Below are 16,903 nucleotides of genomic sequence, written 5' to 3' on the forward strand. Positions count from 1 at the left end.
AACTGCGGTTCTCATCGGGCCGCGACGGCGTGGAAGTCCGCGTCGATCACCGCATACGCTGGAGGGCATGCTGCTTGCCATTCGGCCTCGCATGCCCAGACGGTCGCTTGCGCTTGCTCTTCCTGCGGTCCTCCTGTCGTTCTCCGGTGACGCCCTCGCCGCGGGGGCGTGGCTGCCCGGCGCCGGACAGGCGTCCGTCGAGCAGCGCGTCGCCGTCGCGGCGGGGCCAGAGCGCACGACGCTCTGGACCAGCCTGAGGTTCCAGGGGCCGAGCGGGCCCGTGGCCGTCGTCGTGCCAGTGCCGCCGCTCGCGGCGCTCGACGTGAGCTCGGACGCGTGGCTCGAGGCGCTCGAGGCTGCGACCGCGCCGCGCGTGCTCCCGCCCGAGGGCGTCGACGCGTACTGCCCGGGGGAGGAGGGCGCGCCGGCGCCGTTCGACATGACCGGGCGGCTCGCGCACGAGGCGGCGCTCGCGCCGGTCGAGGTGACCGTGCTCGCGGACGCGGACGCTGTCGCGCGCTGGGCTGCGTCGGCCGGGCTCGCGCTCTCCGCCGAGACGGCCGCGCAGCTCGCCCAGCTGCAGGGGGTGCGGTTCGCGGCGGCCCGGTTCGACGCGCCCGGCGGGCCGGCGCTCACGAAGACGCTGCGCATCGTCACGGGCGGCGGGGAGCCGCTCCTGCCGCTGTCGCTGACCAGGGCGGACAACGGCGGCGTGCTCGTCACCGCGTGGCTCCTCGGCGACGGCCGGGGCGCGCTGTCGGGCGCCGCGCCCGTGACGCTCCCGCCGGCCTCGCTGACCTGGGACGCGAGCGCGCAGCGCAGCGACTACACGGAGCTCCGCGAAGAGATCCTCGGCCAGGCAGGGGGCGACGGGGCGCTCGTCGAGGCCGCGGGCCACGAGGCGCTGAGCCGCAGCGTCGCCCTCGGCAGCGACCGCGTGGACAGCGTCGTCGCGGCGTACTTCGCGCGCGCGAGCACGTACGGCGACGCCTCCGACGCGCCGGGGTCGTGCGCCGCGGTGGCCGCGGCCGCGCTGGCGTCGAGCCTCAAGGTCGCCGCGAGCTGCCCGCGCGCCGAGCACGGCGTCGTCGACGGCGCGCCCGAGTGCGCGGAGTCGCCGCGGCGGGACGAGACGGATCCGGAGCTCCTGCGCTGCGGCCCGATCGCCGACGATCTCGCGGTCGGCCTCTCCGGGCTCGCGCCGTCGTCGGTGTGGCTCACCCGCGTCTCGCTCCGGCTCGCGGCCGGGCAGTCCGGCGCGGACTGGCCGCTCACCTTCGGCGCTGGCCGGTCGGTCACGCCGATCGTGCGGGCCGGCAGCATCCGCCTGGACGAGTGCTCCGGCGAGACCGGCGGCGGCGGCGCGGGCGCTGGCAGCTCGTCCGGCCCGGGCTGGCCCGGGGGCCTTGGCGGGGGGCCGAGCACCGGCGACTCGAGCACGACCGGCGGCTCGTCGGGCGTGGACGGCCCGGACTACTACGACGACGAGCCGGTGGCCGACATGGGCTGCGGCTGCGCCGGCACCGCAGACACGGTCGTCGTGGACGACACCGACGTGCAGGACGAGGACGTCTATTACGAGGAGGAGTACGAGGACGACGGGTGCAGCGGCGACACGAGCGAGCCGGCGCCCGACGACGAGTACTACGCGGAGGACGACGGGTGCAGCGGCGACACGAGCGAGCCGGACTCCGACGACGAGTACTACGCGGAGGACGACGGGTGCAGCGGGGACACGAGCGAGCCGGACTCCGACGACGAGTACTACGCGGAGGACGACGGGTGCAGCGGGGACACGAGCGAGCCGGACTCCGACGACGAGTATTACGCGGAGGACGACGGGTGCAGCGGCGACACCGACGACTCCGCGGAGTCGGAGTCGGGGGACTGCTCGATCGCGGGCGAGCGGCGCGCGAGCGCCCGGAAGAAGCCGGGGCCGAAGCTGTCGGTCATGGCGCTCGGCGCGTTCGCGCTGATCGCGCCGCTCCGGCGCGCGAGCCGGCCGCGGCGGGGCAGCAAGCGGTAGGGCCCGGACGAGCGGCGGCGCTCCGGGCGCGTGAAGCACCGGAGGGGCCTCTCCCGTGCCATACTGCCGGGAGAGGCCATGACGTGAACGCTCCCGCCCGCAAGCTCTCCTTCAGCTACGCCGAGTACCTCGAGCAGGAGCGGGCGAGCCCGACCAAGCACGAGTTTCTCGCCGGCGAGACCTTCGACATGGCCGGCGGCACGCCGGAGCACGCGCGGCTCGCGGCGCGGGTGACCGTGGCCCTCGGCGCGCAGCTCGGCCGATGCCCTTGCGAGGTGTTCTCGTCCGACCTCCGCGTCCGCGTGCTCGAGACGGGCCTCGCGACCTACCCCGACGTGAGCGTCGTCTGCGGCCAGCTGGCGCGCGATCCCGAGGACAAGGACGCGGTGGTCAACCCGCTGGTGCTCGTCGAGGTGCTGTCGGACTCGACGGAGGCGAACGATCGGGGAGAGAAATTCGCGCACTACCGCCGCATTCCCTCGCTGAAGGAGTACGTGCTCGTCTCGCAGGCGCACCGGAGGATCGAGGTCTTCCGCCGCAACGAGGACAGCTCCTGGACGCTGTACGAGGCCGGGCCCGGCGAGCGCGCGAGGCTCGCGTCGATCGACGGCGCGCTCGTCGTGGACGAGATCTACCGCGGCGCGCTCGAGAGCTCCGCTGCGGGCTGAGCGGCCCTCGCTTCACGGAGCCCCGATGCGCGACGTCCGGATGCGAGGTTTTCGTGAGCACACGACGGTCGAGCGGGCGCTCGAGATCCTGGAGCAGCGCATCCAGCGGCTCGGCGACGAGCCGGTCCCGATCGCGCGCTCGGCCGGGCGGGTCGCGGCGGAGTTCGTGCTCGCCCGGGCCAGCGTGCCGCACTTCGCCCGCTCGGCGATGGACGGCTACGCGCTCGCCGCCGAGGCGACCTTCGTCGCGGCCGCCGGCGCGCCGGTGGAGCTCGCGCTCGTGGGGGCGTCGTTCCCGGGGCGTCCCCACGCCGGCGCGATCCGCCGGGGCGAGGCCGTCCGGATCACGACCGGCGCGCCGGTGCCCGAGGGGGCCGACGCGGTGCTCATGGCGGAGCACGCCGAGGAGGCCGCGGGCAGCGGCGGAGCGGAGGTGGTGCGGGTGCGCCAGCCGGTGCCGCCGGGCAAGCACATCGCGGTGGTCGGCGAGGACGTGCTGGCCGGCGCGGCGGTGGTGTCGGCGGGGCGCCGGCTGCGCCCGCAGGACGTCGGCGTGCTCGCCTCGACCGGCGTCGCCGAGCTGCGCGTCGTGCGCAGGCCGTCGGTGCGGATCCTGATCACGGGCGACGAGCTCCTGCCGCCGGGGAGCATGCCGAGCGGGGCCTGCATCGTCGACGCGAACAGCCTGGTGCTGTCGGCGCTCGCGCGCCGCGACGGCGCCGAGGACGTCACCGTCGCGTACGTCCCGGACCGGCGCGAGGCGGTGCGGGGCGCGCTGTCATCGTCCGGCGCGTCCGGCGCGGACGTGGTGCTGGTCTCGGGCGGCTCGTCGGTCGGCTCGGAGGACCATGCGCCGCTGGTCCTCGCGGAGCTCGGCGAGGTGGCGGTCCACGGCGTCGCGATGCGCCCGGCGAAGCCCGCCGGGTTCGGCTTCCTGGCCGGTGGGTGCCCGGTGTTCCTGCTGCCGGGGAACCCGGTGTCGTGCCTCTGCGCCTACGAGTTCTTCGCCGGCCCGTCGATCCGCGCCCTCGGCGGCCTGCCGCGCGCGTGGCCGCACCGGCGGAGGTGGTGCGTCGTGGCGAGCAAGATCGTCTCCGAGCCGGGGCGGGTCGATTACGTGAGGGTGCGCGTCGACGGAGATCGGGTGTTTCCGATCGCGACGAGCGGCGCGTCGATCCTGTCGTCGACGACGCGGGCCGATGGCGCGGTCATCGTGCCGGGCGAGCAGGAGGCGATCGGGGAGGGGGCCGAGGTCGAGGTGCTGCTCTACGACGCATGAGGCGAGGGGGCGGACGAACGGCCAAGTGATTCGGGCGAACGGTCATGGCAGAGGCGCCGCGCGGGCCGCAGCATGGGGCCGTCCCACCTGCACGGAGGCAAATACGCACCATGGCCATTCCCGTGATTCTGGTCTTCGGCGCGACCGGCAAGATCGGCGGCGCGCTCGTCGAAGAGCTGTTGCCCGACCACGCCGCCGGCCGGGTGAAGCTCGTCGCCGCCGTGCGCCGGCCGGAGGCGGCGCACGCCTTCGAGGCGCGGGGGCTCGAGGCGCGGCTCATCGACCTCGACCTCGCCGAGACTCGAGGCCTCGAGCCGATCGTCGGCGCGATGCGCCGCGTCGACCGCGTGTTCTTGCTCACTGGCTACGACGTCAGGATGATCGCGCAGTCGAAGGCCGCGATCGACGCCGCCAGGGCCGTCGGCGCTTCGCAGATCGTCCACGTCGGGGCGCACGCGAGCCCCGACACGACGATCGTCCACTTCGCGTGGCACCAGGTCGTCGAGGCCTACATCGACAGGTCCGGCGTCGACGCCACGCACCTTCGTCCGACGTCGTTCATGCAGAACCTGCCGCTGCTCCTGCAGGTCGGGGGCGCGCAGCCCGGCGTGCTGCCCCACTACCTCGGCGACGCGCGCACCAGCTGGGTCGACACCGGCGACGTGGCCCGCGTCGCCGCGGTAGCGCTGCGCGAGCCGAAGGCGCACGCGGGCCGCGCGTACGGCCTCGGTACGGAGGCCGCCTCGATGCCGGAGATCGCCGCGCTGCTCGCGGAGATCACGGGCCTGCCGTGGCGTGACGAGGCGAGGGAGCCCGCGGAGTTCCTCCGGACCATGACGGCGCTCGGCGCCGATCCGGTGTACATGGCCTGCGTGCGAAACGTCTTCGAGCGGACGCGGAGCGGCTCGCTGAAGGACGCGGCCGACACGTTCGACACGGTGCAACGCTTGACGGGGCGCGCGCCGACCACGCTGCGCGACTACATCGAGAGGAACCGCGCGGCGTTCTCCTGAGTGTGCCGCGGGCCGCTGTCCGGGCCCTGGCCGTCGCGCCGCTCGCGGGGGACCGGGGTCACCGGCAGGGCCATCGGCCGCCGTCGAGGTCGAGCGGCATCTCCATGCTGTTGAAGCCCCAGGCGTTCGCCTGGTCGCAGAAGAGCGACCTGTCGGTCATGTGACCGGAGAACGGATCATCGTACTCCACCTCGAACACGGCCTTGCCGTTCGCCAGGAATGTGTCGACGAGGATCTCGCACTCTTCGTACTCGAAGCACTGCTCGTTCAGCGTCCAGTCGAAGTGGGGCCACAGGTCCTCCGCCTGCTCGATGTCGCCCTTGAGCCCGACGGACATGCCCATCGAGTGGGCGAGATCCGCGATGAACCGGTTGTACGCGATCTGGTCCTCGTAGGTGAGGGGGAACCCCGAGTCGTTGGCGTAGCCGTCGACCTCGTCGGGCTCGATGGCGTCGAAGCCCTTGTCCTTGCAGACCTGGAACCGGGCCTGCATGATCGGCCCGAGGAGCTCGATCTGCCGGATGTCGAGCCAGAACGAGCCCTCCCAGTGGTAGTCCGGGTTGCCCTTGAGCGACGCCGGGAAGTCGCCGGCGTCCGGCCGGTAGTCCTCGAACGCGCCCACGTCGACGTAGCAGATGACCTTGGCGCCCATCGCGTGGAGCGCGGCCACCGTCTCGGCCGGCGTGAACTCCCAGTCGATGTCGTAGACCGTGGGAGGCGGCGACTCGATGGGCGCTCCGGTGGGATCGACCAGGCCCATATCCATGGGGTCGTCCAGGTCCAGCGGGTGGTCGATCATCCAGTGCCACGACGTCTCGAGCGCCGGGATCCAGATGTCGGGGTTCCCGCCGGCGGACGTCGATGAGGCGGACGTCGATGAGGCGGACGTCGATGAGGCGGACGTCGATGAGGCGGACGTCGATGAGGCGGACGTCGATGAGGCGGACGTCGACGCCGGCGTGCTCGAGCTGCCGGACGAGTCCAGGCGCGCGCCCCCTGCTCCACCCGGATCCTCGCCGGTGTCGCCGCACGCGACGTGCGCTGCCGCGAGGACGAGGATCAACGACTTGACCACCGCGGGCCACGATCGATTCATGACAGCGCTCCTTCATCGGTCCGGAGCTCGCCGCCCCGGCTGGGCGCGGCGATGTCCGCCCGGCACCCTGGCGCCGCGCCCGGGGGTGTCCTGAGCTTCCACATCATCTCCGCCTCTTCAAGAAAGTCCGGGTGGACGACCCTGGAGCTCGTGGAGCCTCGCAGGGACTGTTTCCCACCTATCGATGTCCAGGCAGGCTACAGGCAAACCGTGCTGGGTCAAGCTCTCCAGGGCAGAGAGCCCCTCGCCGGCCGCGGTCGTGAGCGGCCGAGATCGATGTTCTTGCTGGAGAAGAGGGCTCCTTCAGCGTTGTTTGAAGTAGTGCAAAGCCGTCGCCGGGGCGCGGGAGCGTGCAAGATTACCGCATCGCTGAGCCCTGGCATTGACCACGACGTTCACGGCCCGCCTCGAGCTGGCGTGCCCTCGAGGCCCTCGGCGGCGATCACGAGAGGGTGGCCGTCGCCCACCTCGCAGATCGATGGCCCGCGCCGCCGCCCGACAGGCAAACTGCTGCTGGATCGGGCACCCGGCACGCATCCCGAAGGACTGCATCCCGCTCGGGCGCGCCGCTGGAGCGGCGATCCCGAGCTGGCCCTCGACGTCACGTGATCTCGTCCACGGCGCCCGGCACCGCTGTCCCGGCCGGACTCCCGACTGTCCCGCCGCGATCCCGCTGAGCGGGCACGCTCGGTGCTCACCCTGACGCGCGGCCTTGCCGGTGGCGAGGGCGTGCACTGCCGCGGCCCCCGCGGCGGCAAGGGACGCTCGCGCGGCGAGGCCCGGCGCGCTCCAGCCAGGAGGAGCGTTACGCATGAACCCCGACGCGTTCGTCAAGCGCCGATTCGCATTCATCCTGGGAGGAATGGTCGCGGTCTCCGCGTATTTTCAGGCCTCCGGCGTATCTCAGCTCGTCGCCCACCAGATCGCGCGGGACGGCGGTTCTTCCCGGCCCCCGGCGACGGCGCCCGCCGGGCCGCCGCCCTCCGAGGAGGTCCCGCCGAGCGCGGCGCCGATCCTGGAGCGCAATCCGTTCGACTCGACGACAGGGCCCCTCCGCCCGCCGCCGGGCGAGGCGCCGTCCGGACAGGCGGACCTCTCCCATCTCGACCCGTACCTCGCGCCCCCGTGCGACAAGGGGCGCGTCGTGCTGATCGCGGTGTCCGAGGACCCGGAATGGTCGTTCGCGGCGATCGAGGCCGACGGCGGGCGCACCGCGCTAGGGCGGCGCGGCGGAGAGATCGCCGGCCGCAAGGTCGAGGGCATCGCCTGGGACCGGGTGTGGCTCACCTCGGGGGGCGCCCGCTGCCAGATGCAGCTCGGCAAGAAGAGCAGCGAGGAGGGCAAGGCCGAGCCGCAGCCGCCGGCCGCGCCCGAGCCGCCCCGCGCGACGCCGCCCCGCCGGTCCGGCAGGAGCAGCGTCCCGCCGGAGATCGCCTCGAACATCAAGCGGGTGAGCGAGACGGAGATCGACATCGATCGATCGGCCGCCGAGAGGATCTTCGAGCGGCCCGACCTCGTGACGGAGACCTCGGCGGCGATCCCGGAGATGCGGGACAACCAGGTGGTCGGGCTGAAGATGATGATCAAGCCCGGCTCGGTGCTCGAGTCGTTCGGGCTGCAGAGCGGCGATCTCGTGCGGTCGATCAACAGCATCGATCTGACCGACCCGCAGAAGGCCATGATGGCCTACTCGCGGATGCGCTCCGACAAGAGCCTTTCCGTCGTCGTCGAGCGCAACGGCCGCCCGACGAGGCTCAGGGTCAACATCCGCTGACGCGCCCGCGGCCGCCGCGCCGGGGCGATCCATTCCGGAGCAGCGCCGCGCCGTCGCGGATCGCCCCCGCGCTCCGTTCTGGAGCAGCGCCGCGCTCCATCGCGGATCGCCGCCGCGCGGCGCGGCGCCGGACGCCTCCTTTCACCGTGTCTCCTGCCATGGCCCGCTTCCTGCGAAGTCCTTCCTCGCGCGGGAGAGGCCATGACGCACATCGATCAACGGAGGGTCATCATGAACGGCGAATCAGGCGCGCCGGGCGGCGCCGCGGCGGTCGTCCACGCGGGCGACCGCGGGACCGGGGCGGGCGGCTCGGGGCGGTACGAGCAGGGCTGGCGCGCGGGCAAGCCGGCGGAAGATCCGGAGAAGCTCAAGAGGTGGGGCCGCATCAGCGCGAAGCCGAGCGAGTACCTGATTCACATGCGGCGGGGGCAGCTCAGGCCCACCTCCGGTCAGGGCGCCTCGTGCTTCAAGCTCCCGGGCGACAGCGTCGCGGTCGTGCCGACCACGGTCCAGAAGCTCCAGTTCGCGGCCGACCAGGTCACCCTCGAGAAGGTCGGGGTCGAGGTCACCGGGCTCGCCGTCTACCGCATCGTGGACCCGCTCATCGCGTTCCGCATGCTGAATTTCTCGTTCCCCGAGCGCGCGCAGGAGAAGCTCGAGGCCCTCCTCGTGGACATGTTCGCCGGCGCGGTGCGCCGGCTGGTCGCGAACCTGTCCGTCGAGGAGTGCATGACGCGGCGAAAGGAGGGGCTCGCCGGCGAGCTGATGCGGGAGATCGCGCCGGTCGTCTCGGGGCGCGGCAGCGCCGAAGACACCACCGACAAGGGGTGGGGCGTCCTCCTCGACACCATCGAGATCCAGGACGTGCGCATCCTCTCGCCGGCGGTGTTCGGCCACCTGCAAGCGCACTATCGCCAGGAGCAGGAGCGCAAGGCCCGGGAGGCGTCGCTGCTCACCGAGCGCGCCGTCCGGCAGGGCGAGGCCGAGGCGCAGCGCGCCATCGAGCTGACGAAGCTCTCCGCCGAGGTCGAGCTGCGCACGCGCCGCCAGGAGACCAGCGAGAAGGCGCGGCTCGAGGAGCTCGCCTCGGAGGCGCGGCTCAAGGAGACGCGGCTGGCCCACGAGCAGCAGATCGCGGCGCTCTCGGTGAAGGCGGAGATCGAGAAGACGGCGCTCGAGGCGGAGGCGGCGGCCGCGCGCCACGCGGCGAAGATGGCCGCGAGCGCGCACGAGATCGACCTGCTCCGGCAGCGCGCGGCGATCGCGAGCGCGCGCCGGCTCGTGGCCGAGGCCGAGCTCGCCATCGCCGAGATCGAGGCGAGGAAGGCGCGGCTCACGCAGGAGCTCGAGCTCGAGCGCGCGCGGGCGCTCCGCGAGATCGAGAACACCGTGTCGCCGGAGATCATCCGGCTGACGGTGGCGCAGCAGATGCCGGCGCTCGCCGCCGCGTTCCAGCAGCGGATGGGCGAGGTGCACGTGACGGCCGTCGACGGGGCGAACCCGTTCGGCTACATCGCGGCCGCCGTGGAGGGGGTGATGGGGCTGGCCCGCGCGGCGGGGCTCGAGGTGCCCGCGGCGCGGGCGGAGAAGGCGGAGCTGACCGAGGACGGCGGGTTCGACAGCGGCCGGCGTTGAGGTCCGGGGTGCGCGACGAGCGCAGCGGCAACTTCACTCGAGCAGCCAATTCGAGTTCGACGTCGACCCCACGGCGGCGCAGGACGCCGCCAGCTTCTTCGTGATGACCCTCGAGGTGCGCGCGGGCCTGCGCTTCGGCGAGCACCTCGAGCCGACGGCCGGCCTCGCGGCGGCGGTCCTGGTCCGGCTGAAGGAGCCCGTGTGGACCAACCCCTCACAGGGCGTCTACGGCAGGATCGACGACGATCGCGGGTACTTCGGCAGGTTCGAGGAAGAGTCGCTCGCCGGCGAGGTGCTCGTCGCGATCGCGCCCGGGATCGGGGCGCGTTATACGTTCTGACGCGCGGGCGGCGGGCTCACGGCCCGGTCGCCGGCGAGGGGCAGCGCAAGAATCCAGCGGAGGAGCAAAGATACCCTGGGGGTTTCGGGTCGAGTAGCATCAGGATTGAAGCTCCGCCTACTTCTTCATCTGGGGTAAAGCTTGCTTGTGGACGGCAAGACCTTGAGCGGCAGGTACACCCTGGGCCGTCTCCTCGGCCGGGGCGGGATGGGGGCCGTCTACGAGGCCGACGACCGGGAGCAGGGCCGCCGCGTCGCCGTGAAGGTCATGAACGCGGACATCGTCCACAGCCGGTCCGCGGTGGGGCGGTTCGAGCGCGAGGCGAGGGCCGCGAGCGCCATCCAGACCGAGCACATCGTCCGCGTGCTCGACACCGGCGTGGACCAGGACACGAGCTCGCCGTTCCTGGTGATGGAGCTCCTCCGCGGCGAGGATCTCGCGCAGCTCCTGGAGCGCCTCGGCCCGCTGCCGCCGCCGCTCGCGCTGCGCATCGTCGCCCAGGCCTGCGTCGGCCTGCAGAAGGCGCACGAGGCCGGCGTCCTGCACCGGGACATCAAGCCCGCCAACCTGTTCCTCGCGCAGCGCGAGGAGGGCGGGGGGCTCATCGTGAAGGTGCTCGACTTCGGCGTCGCCAAGATCAAGCCGACCCACGAGCCGCGCCGGGACACGACGGGGCTCACCCGGTCCGGGAGCATGCTCGGGACCCCCCGCTACATGTCCCCGGAGCAGGCGCGGGGCATCAAGGAGATCGATCACAGGACCGACATCTGGGCGCTCGGGATCGTGCTGTACCACGCGCTCGCGGGGCGCACGCCGACCCAGGAGGTCGAGGCGTTCGGCGATCTCATCGCCGCCCTGATCGCGGAGCTGCCCCCGCCGGTCCAGGAGTTCGCGCCGTGGGTCGCCCCCGAGGTCGCCGCGATCATCGACGGGGCGCTCCAGTATCAGCCCGTGGCCCGGTACCCGAGCGCCTCGGTGATGCTCGAGGCGATCAGGCCGCTCCTCGGCGACGACCCGCTCCATCTGGACGAGAGCATGCTCGTCCCCCTCTCGCCGTCGGAGCGCCAGACCGTGGCGCCGCGGCTCGAGCGCCGAGCGAGCGCGCGCGTCCCCCGGCGGAGCAGCCACGCGCTCGCCGCGCCGGGGGACCCCGCGGCGCGGTGGCGGGATCAGTCGACCGACAGCGCCACGGCGCCCGCGCTCGAGACGACCGAGGCGCGGCGGGTGAGCGAGCAGGCCCCGGCGCCGCGCCGGCCCTGGCGCAAGGAGCGCGTGGCCGTCGCCGCGGTGCTCGCCGCGGGCCTCGGCTGGGTCGTGATGCTCCAGCAGAGCGCCACGCCGGGCGCGGCGATGACGTACGCGCACCTCGTCTCCCGCGAGCTCTCCGAGCACTCACGGACGCTTCTTGTCCAGAGCGCGGCGCCTCCGGCGCAGCCCGAGGCGCCCGTCCAGCACCGCGTCGAGCTGGCGATCGTCCCTGCGGACGCCTCGGTGGAGATCGACCGGGCGCCGGCGCCGCGCCTGCGGAACGGGGCGGTCGAGCTCACGGGCGCGCTCGGGAGCGCGCGCAGGGTGCGCGTCTCCAGGGGCAAGCACGAGATGGAGGCGACGGTCATCATCACCGAGGCGGGCTCGCTGCCCCCGAAGCTGGAGCTGCCGTTGCCCCGGAGGCCCGCTCCGGAGCAGAGGCCCCGGCCCGCGGCGACGGCGAGCGCGGCCCGGCCCGCCGCGCCGCCCGCGCCCGCGAACACGCACAACCCGCTCATGCCGCAGGATTTTGTCGAGTAGCAGGCGCTCTCGTCGCTGCGCGGCGCCCCGGTTGAACAACGTTCGCTCGTCGCTGTCTGTCCGGATCGCGTCGTCGATTGTCGGTCGCGGTGACGCTGCGTCGTCCCCGGGCACGCGGCGGTAGAACGGACGCCGGGGTCGCCCGTCCTACTGGGCACCCGCCGGACCGCGGGGAGGGAGAAGGCCATGGGCGAACTCGGGATGATGTGGTCGAAGCGAGCGTTCCTCGGCGGCGCGCTCGCGCTGGGGCTCTCGGCGGGCGGGCTCGCGTGCGCCGCCAAGGAGTCCTCCGAAGCGTCGCCGATGGCGACGGCTTCGCTGACGATACCGCGGGGGAGCCCCGCCGAGGCGACGGTCGGGGCGGCGAGGGCGGGGGCCGCGGCGCCCGAGCCGGCCCGGGCGCCGGCCGTCGCCGTGGACGACATGAACCCGCAGAAGGGGGCCCCGGGCGCCGGCGCCCTGCTGGCCCCCGCGGCCCCCGCCGCGCGGAACGACGGCGAGGGCGGGGCCGCGGCCCCCGAGGTCGCCGCCATCGATCCGAACGGCCGCTTCGCGACCACCTACCGCCCCGGCGGCGGTCACCTCGCGGCCTTCGAGTCGGCCGTCGCGCGCGGCATCATCCCGCCCGCCGAGCGCGAGCTCGTGAGCGACGTCGGCGCCCGCTACGCGCCCGCGATCGACGCCCCGAAGGACGTCACGCTCGCCCTGCGCACGGACCTCGAGCGCGCGAAGGTCCCGCCCGGCGGCGGCCCGGTGCACGTGCGCGTCGCGCTCCGCTCCACGGCGCAGGCGCCCGCGGCGCGGCCGCATCTGTCGGTGCACCTCGTGCTCGACGTGAGCGGCTCCATGGCCGGCGAGCCGATGGCGCGGGCGCGCGACGCGGCGCGGGCGCTCGTCGACAAGCTCGACGCGAAGGACGACTTCTCGCTGGTCACCTTCTCGAGCGACGCCCAGGTGCGGATCCCCGACGGGCCGGTCGGGCCCCGGCGGGCGATGATCAAGTCGACGATCGACGGCATCTCGGAGGGCGGCGGCACCAACATCGGTCGCGGCCTCGAGCTCGGCTACGCCCAGGCCGCGAGGCCCGGCATCCCCGAGGGCGCCGTGAAGGTCGTGCTGTTGCTCTCCGACGGCCGCGCGAACGCCGGGATCACGAGCTCGGAGCGGCTCTCGCGGCTCGCGCTCGACGCCTTCCAGGGCGGCATCCAGACGAGCACCTTCGGGCTCGGCGCCGACTACGACGGCCCGCTCATGAGCGGCATCGCGAGCGACGGGGCCGGCGGGTACTACTACCTGCGCGACCCCGACCAGATCGCCCCGGCGCTCGCGACGGAGCTCGACAAGCGGCTCGATCCGGTCGCGACGGCGGTCGAGCTCCGGGTGCGGCTGAAGCCGGACGTGAAGCTGCTCCAGGTCTACGGCTCGCGCCGGCTGAGCGGCGCGGAGGCGGCGCGCGTGCGGGCGATCGAGGTCGCGGCGGACGCGCAGGCGCAGAAGCGCGACCGCATCGAGCAGGACCGGAACGACGACGCCGAGGGCGGGATGCGGTTCTTCATCCCGGCGTTCTCGCGCGACGACAGCCACGCGCTGCTCCTCAAGCTCGGCCTGCCGGCCGGCGTGGACCCGCGGACGATCGCGTCGATCGAGCTCAAGTACAAGGACCGGGTGGCGAAGAAGAACGTCGTCGACGAGGCGCCGCTCAAGGTCGTCTACGCGACCGGCGACGCTGACAGCGCCGCGAGCGCCGACGCCTCGGTGGCCCGGACGATCCAGGGCTTCGCCGCGGGCGAGACGCTGTCCGAGGCCGCCCGGCAGATCGCGCTCGGCGATCGCGGCCGCGCCGCCGCGCTGCTCTCCGAGCGGGAGGGCATCCTGCGCGCCGCCGCCGACGCGCTCCACGAGCCGCTCTTCCTGAAGGACGCGGACCGCCTCGCGCGCCTGCGCAGCCACACGGGCGCCGCGGACGGCCTGGGCGACCCGCTGGTGCTCGCGATGCTGCTCGAGACCGCCTCGCGGGCGCACCTCCACTGAGGGCGCGCGGATGGCGACGATGCCGCGAGCGCGGCGAGCTACGGGCACTGCTGAGGCACGGACATCCGAGATGCGGACATGACCCAGACCTTCCCTCTCCGGCGCGATCGGGTCGCGCAGCACGTCGACGTCGCGCCGGGCGGCGAGATCGTCCTCCGCGGCCAGCTCGTCTGCTCGACCGACGCCTCGGTCATCGACGCGGCGACGACGACCTGGCCGGCCGGGGCGCCCGGCGGCGGCTCGGTCGACAGCGGCGGGCTGATCGACTTCGCGTCGGGCGGCTTCCACGTCACGAGCCGCGACCCGGCGACGCACGAGGTCCACGCGATCGCGACCGGCGACCCGGCGCCCGCCTGCGCGCTGGCCGGCGTCGAGGCGCCCTGCCTGCCGCTCCGGCTCGTCCCGCTCGCGCGCGCGCGGCTCCAGACGGCGCAGGAGCTGACGAGCTGCCTGAACGGGGGCATCACGGTCGAGGTGCCTGACGCCGTGATTCCCCCCGTCGCGCCGGCGGCTGCGCCTTATGTGCAGGGAGCGGCAGTGCTGCTCGGCCTCGGCGTGCTCGCCTCGGTCGGGTGGGCGGTGCACCGCCGGCGCGCTCGCTCGCCGATCGGCCAGCTGATCGGGCTCGCGAACCGCACCCGGGCCAAGCTGAGGGCCGCCGACCCCGTCGTGGCCGCGCCGCTCCTGCCGGCCGTGGAGGCGGCGCTGGGCGCGCTGAAGCGGCGGCGCGTGGACGCCGCCTCGACCGAGGGCAAGCGGGTCGCCGAGGTGCTGCGGCGGGTGGAGACGCGCCTTGACGCGTCGGCCCTGGAGGCGCGCGCCGACAGGGAGCAGCAGGCCGCGGACGAGCTGGTCCGCGAGATCGAGAGCGCGCTCGAGGCGGTCGACGAGGTGGGGGGCCCGCGGCGCGAGCGCGCGTGAGCGGGCGGCGCCGGGCGCCTGGCGCGGAGGAGGGGCGGCGGGTCGCGGCTCATCCGCGGGAGTGCGGAGATCGGGCGCCACGGCTCGTGGCCCACGCGCGGAGCTGCGTGGCACAACGCCATCGAGATCTACAGCGCCGCTCTTCCTGACACGATGTCCCCCGGCGGCGCCGCTGACGACCAGATTCCGTTTTGACCCAACGCCGGCCCGTGAAGACGGTGACCCGCCGAACAAGCAAGCGCGTTCCGCAAAGTCAAGAGTCTCGGACCTGTTCCTGACTCGTGCCGTCCGACTGTATGAGCTCATTGACAGAACGGGCCCTATGCGATCAGGCAGGTCTTGCACGCCTGAAACGCCTGGGATTGCCGCGACGTAGCACCAAGCGGAAGGCATCCCACCGTATAGCTGTACCCTACTGGCGTGCTTCCCAGGAAGGGTTTTCGCTGGGACTTGAGCGCGGCCTGATTGCAGGGTGACAAGACCGCGCGAGCGGTTGACGCGACGGCAGGCCCTGGGTCGGTTCATCGACAGCGCCGCCAGGGGATGAGCCCATCAATATAGTTAAACTCGACGGACGCGCTTCCCGTGCCACCGATCGTGGCGCGGAGTTGCACGTGCAGGGCGGCCCTCCCACGGGATGCGCGGCGAAGAGGTGGATGAGGTTGTAATTGCTGTTGATGTTCGCGGCTGCGGACCCCGAATACCAATAACGCTCCGCTGCGCCGGCGATGCGCACCTTGATGTTGTATGTGACGTTCGGGTCACCACCAGACTGCTCGGTGATGCGTTGATTCTCGTTCAGGCTGGGGAGTGAAGGCGGCCCCTTCGATGTGTGGATGAATTATTCTTCTGAGGAGGCAATTTTATGTGTCACCCGGCGTGTGCAGCGGTGGCCGTACGATTGAACGGCCGCTACGAGGAGCTTGACTTGCGGATCGATTTTGGATTTCCTAGCCTATCGAGAGGATTGGAGGATGACATGCAGAACGCTGGGGCCGCGGCCCCGGACATCGGCCCCGCGGCCCCGGACATCGGCCCCGCGACCCTGAAGCGAATCACCCGTGGCCTGATGCCGCTTTTCTGCCTGATGTACCTGATCGCGTACATCGACCGGCAGAACGTCTCCTACGCCAAGCTGGACATGGTGGGCGCCCTGGGCCTCAGCGAAGCCGCCTACGGCCTCGGCGCCTCGCTGTTCTTCCTCGGCTACTTCCTGTTCGAGGCGCCGGCCAACCTGATCCTCGTCCGCGTCGGCGCTCGGGTCTGGTTCAGCCGGATCATGGGCACCTGGGGCCTTGTCACCATCGCGCTGGGGTTCACCCAGAGCCCGGCCATGTTCTTCGTCCTGCGCTTCCTGCTGGGCGTGGCGGAGGCCGGGTTCTTCCCGGGCGTGCTCTACGTCCTGACCCTCTGGTACCCGCAGGCGCACCGCGCCCGCATGATCGGCGCCTTCATGATAGCCAGCGCCGTGGCCAACGCGGTGGGCTCGGTCATCGGCGGCGCGCTGCTCGACCTCAACGGCCTCCTGGGACTGGCTGGCTGGCAGTGGGTGTTCGTGGCCACCGGCGCTCCCGCCGTCCTGCTCGCGCCCTACGTCCTCTGGCGCCTGCCGAGCCACCCCGAGCAGGCCCGCTTCCTCACCCCCGACCAGAAGGCATGGCTCGCCAGGACCCTCGCCGCGGAGCCCCGCCAACAGGCGGACGGCTCCCCCTGGCGGGCCTTGCTGGACATACGAGTGATGGCGCTCGCCGGCCTGTATATCGGCTTGCCGCTCGGCGCTTACGGCCTCAGCTACTGGCTGCCCACCCTCGTGAAGGGTTTCGGCGCCTCGAACATCCAGAACGGCTTCATCAACGTCATCCCCTGGGTCTTCGTCGCCTTGGCGCTCTGGTGGGTGCCGCGCCATGCCGCCCGCAACGGCGTCAGCGCCTGGCACATCTCCGGCCCCATGCTGCTGGGCGCCCTCACGCTGGTGCTGAGCGTGGTCATGCCGGGCGCAGCGCTCAAGTTCGCCCTGCTGTGCGTCGCCGCCGCCGCCATCTTCGCCGGCCAGCCGGTGTTCTGGAGCGTGCCCCAGAAGATCCTCGCGGGCCCGCACGCCGCCGCCGGCATCGCCGCCATCAACTCGGTGGGCAACCTCGGCGGCTTCGTGGCCCAGAACGTGGTGCCGCGCATCTACGACGCGACCGGCAGCCAGCTCGCCCCCATGCTGTTCCTGGCCGGCTGCCTGGTCATCGCCGGCGTCAGCATCCGGGTGCTCGTCCCCCGGCTGGCAGGCTGGTAGCGCGCCGGCGGAGGAACCCGGGTCCTCGACGAGAAGCGCCGGAGCGTG

General features: G+C 72.9%; 12 protein-coding genes. 11 read left to right on the forward strand and 1 reads right to left on the reverse strand.

What is annotated here, in order from left to right; all coding sequences use genetic code 11:
* The first annotated feature begins 91 nt into the window (after positions 1 to 91).
* From WME89_RS53605 to WME89_RS53620, 4 genes are all read left to right on the forward strand, one after another.
* Complete coding sequence (locus WME89_RS53605) at positions 92 to 2,026, forward strand: DUF2330 domain-containing protein (protein WP_438007201.1); 1,935 nt, start codon at positions 92 to 94, stop codon at positions 2,024 to 2,026.
* An 83-nt stretch (positions 2,027 to 2,109) separates the two neighbouring features.
* Complete coding sequence (locus tag WME89_RS53610) at positions 2,110 to 2,694, forward strand: Uma2 family endonuclease (protein WP_438007202.1); 585 nt, start codon at positions 2,110 to 2,112, stop codon at positions 2,692 to 2,694.
* Positions 2,695 to 2,734: 40 nt separating this feature from the next.
* Positions 2,735 to 3,973 (forward strand): molybdopterin molybdotransferase MoeA, encoded by a 1,239-nt coding sequence (locus WME89_RS53615; RefSeq protein WP_438007203.1) that lies wholly within the window; start codon positions 2,735 to 2,737, stop codon positions 3,971 to 3,973.
* Positions 3,974 to 4,083: 110 nt separating this feature from the next.
* Positions 4,084 to 4,986 carry an NmrA family NAD(P)-binding protein gene (locus tag WME89_RS53620; protein WP_438007204.1) on the forward strand — a complete coding sequence of 301 codons (903 nt, stop codon included), beginning with the start codon at positions 4,084 to 4,086 and terminating at the stop codon, positions 4,984 to 4,986.
* 58 nt (positions 4,987 to 5,044) lie between these two features.
* Here WME89_RS53620 and WME89_RS53625 read toward each other — a convergent pair whose 3' ends face one another.
* Positions 5,045 to 6,082, reverse strand: a complete 1,038-nt coding sequence (locus WME89_RS53625; protein ID WP_438007205.1) for an endo alpha-1,4 polygalactosaminidase — start codon at positions 6,080 to 6,082, stop codon at positions 5,045 to 5,047.
* Positions 6,083 to 6,893: 811 nt separating this feature from the next.
* Here WME89_RS53625 and gspC point away from each other — a divergent pair.
* From gspC to WME89_RS53660, 7 genes are all read left to right on the forward strand, one after another.
* Entirely contained in the window at positions 6,894 to 7,856 is a 963-nt protein-coding gene (gspC, locus tag WME89_RS53630) for a type II secretion system protein GspC (protein ID WP_438007206.1), read from the forward strand.
* 201 nt (positions 7,857 to 8,057) lie between these two features.
* Positions 8,058 to 9,491: an SPFH domain-containing protein gene (locus WME89_RS53635; protein WP_438007207.1), complete on the forward strand. Its 1,434-nt coding sequence runs from the start codon at positions 8,058 to 8,060 to the stop codon at positions 9,489 to 9,491.
* 100 nt (positions 9,492 to 9,591) lie between these two features.
* Positions 9,592 to 9,831 (forward strand): hypothetical protein, encoded by a 240-nt coding sequence (locus WME89_RS53640; protein WP_438007208.1) that lies wholly within the window; start codon positions 9,592 to 9,594, stop codon positions 9,829 to 9,831.
* A gap of 147 nt (positions 9,832 to 9,978) precedes the next feature.
* Complete coding sequence (locus WME89_RS53645; RefSeq protein ID WP_438007209.1) at positions 9,979 to 11,619, forward strand: serine/threonine-protein kinase; 1,641 nt, start codon at positions 9,979 to 9,981, stop codon at positions 11,617 to 11,619.
* 186 nt (positions 11,620 to 11,805) lie between these two features.
* Positions 11,806 to 13,650: a vWA domain-containing protein gene (locus tag WME89_RS53650; protein WP_438007210.1), complete on the forward strand. Its 1,845-nt coding sequence runs from the start codon at positions 11,806 to 11,808 to the stop codon at positions 13,648 to 13,650.
* Between the two features lie 78 nt (positions 13,651 to 13,728).
* Positions 13,729 to 14,571 carry a hypothetical protein gene (locus WME89_RS53655; protein ID WP_438007211.1) on the forward strand — a complete coding sequence of 281 codons (843 nt, stop codon included), beginning with the start codon at positions 13,729 to 13,731 and terminating at the stop codon, positions 14,569 to 14,571.
* Positions 14,572 to 15,550: 979 nt separating this feature from the next.
* Positions 15,551 to 16,855, forward strand: a complete 1,305-nt coding sequence (locus WME89_RS53660) for an MFS transporter (RefSeq protein WP_438007212.1) — start codon at positions 15,551 to 15,553, stop codon at positions 16,853 to 16,855.
* Positions 16,856 to 16,903 lie beyond the last annotated feature (48 nt).

It is taken from the genome of Sorangium sp. So ce321 (genome assembly GCF_051530195.1).
Classification (GTDB): domain Bacteria; phylum Myxococcota_A; class Polyangia; order Polyangiales; family Polyangiaceae; genus Sorangium.

Excerpts from the sequence above, each read along its gene's own strand:
- WME89_RS53625 (WP_438007205.1), bottom strand. The coding sequence starts at position 6,082 with ATGAATCGATCGTGGCCCGCGGTGGTCAAGTCGTTGATCCTCGTCCTC.
- gspC (WP_438007206.1), top strand. The coding sequence starts at position 6,894 with ATGAACCCCGACGCGTTCGTCAAGCGCCGATTCGCATTCATCCTGGGA.
- WME89_RS53650 (WP_438007210.1), top strand. The coding sequence starts at position 11,806 with ATGGGCGAACTCGGGATGATGTGGTCGAAGCGAGCGTTCCTCGGCGGC.
- WME89_RS53655 (WP_438007211.1), top strand. The coding sequence starts at position 13,729 with ATGACCCAGACCTTCCCTCTCCGGCGCGATCGGGTCGCGCAGCACGTC.
- WME89_RS53615 (WP_438007203.1), top strand. The coding sequence starts at position 2,735 with ATGCGAGGTTTTCGTGAGCACACGACGGTCGAGCGGGCGCTCGAGATC.
- WME89_RS53660 (WP_438007212.1), top strand. The coding sequence starts at position 15,551 with ATGCAGAACGCTGGGGCCGCGGCCCCGGACATCGGCCCCGCGGCCCCG.
- WME89_RS53605 (WP_438007201.1), top strand. The coding sequence starts at position 92 with ATGCCCAGACGGTCGCTTGCGCTTGCTCTTCCTGCGGTCCTCCTGTCG.
- WME89_RS53620 (WP_438007204.1), top strand. The coding sequence starts at position 4,084 with ATGGCCATTCCCGTGATTCTGGTCTTCGGCGCGACCGGCAAGATCGGC.
- WME89_RS53635 (WP_438007207.1), top strand. The coding sequence starts at position 8,058 with ATGACGCACATCGATCAACGGAGGGTCATCATGAACGGCGAATCAGGC.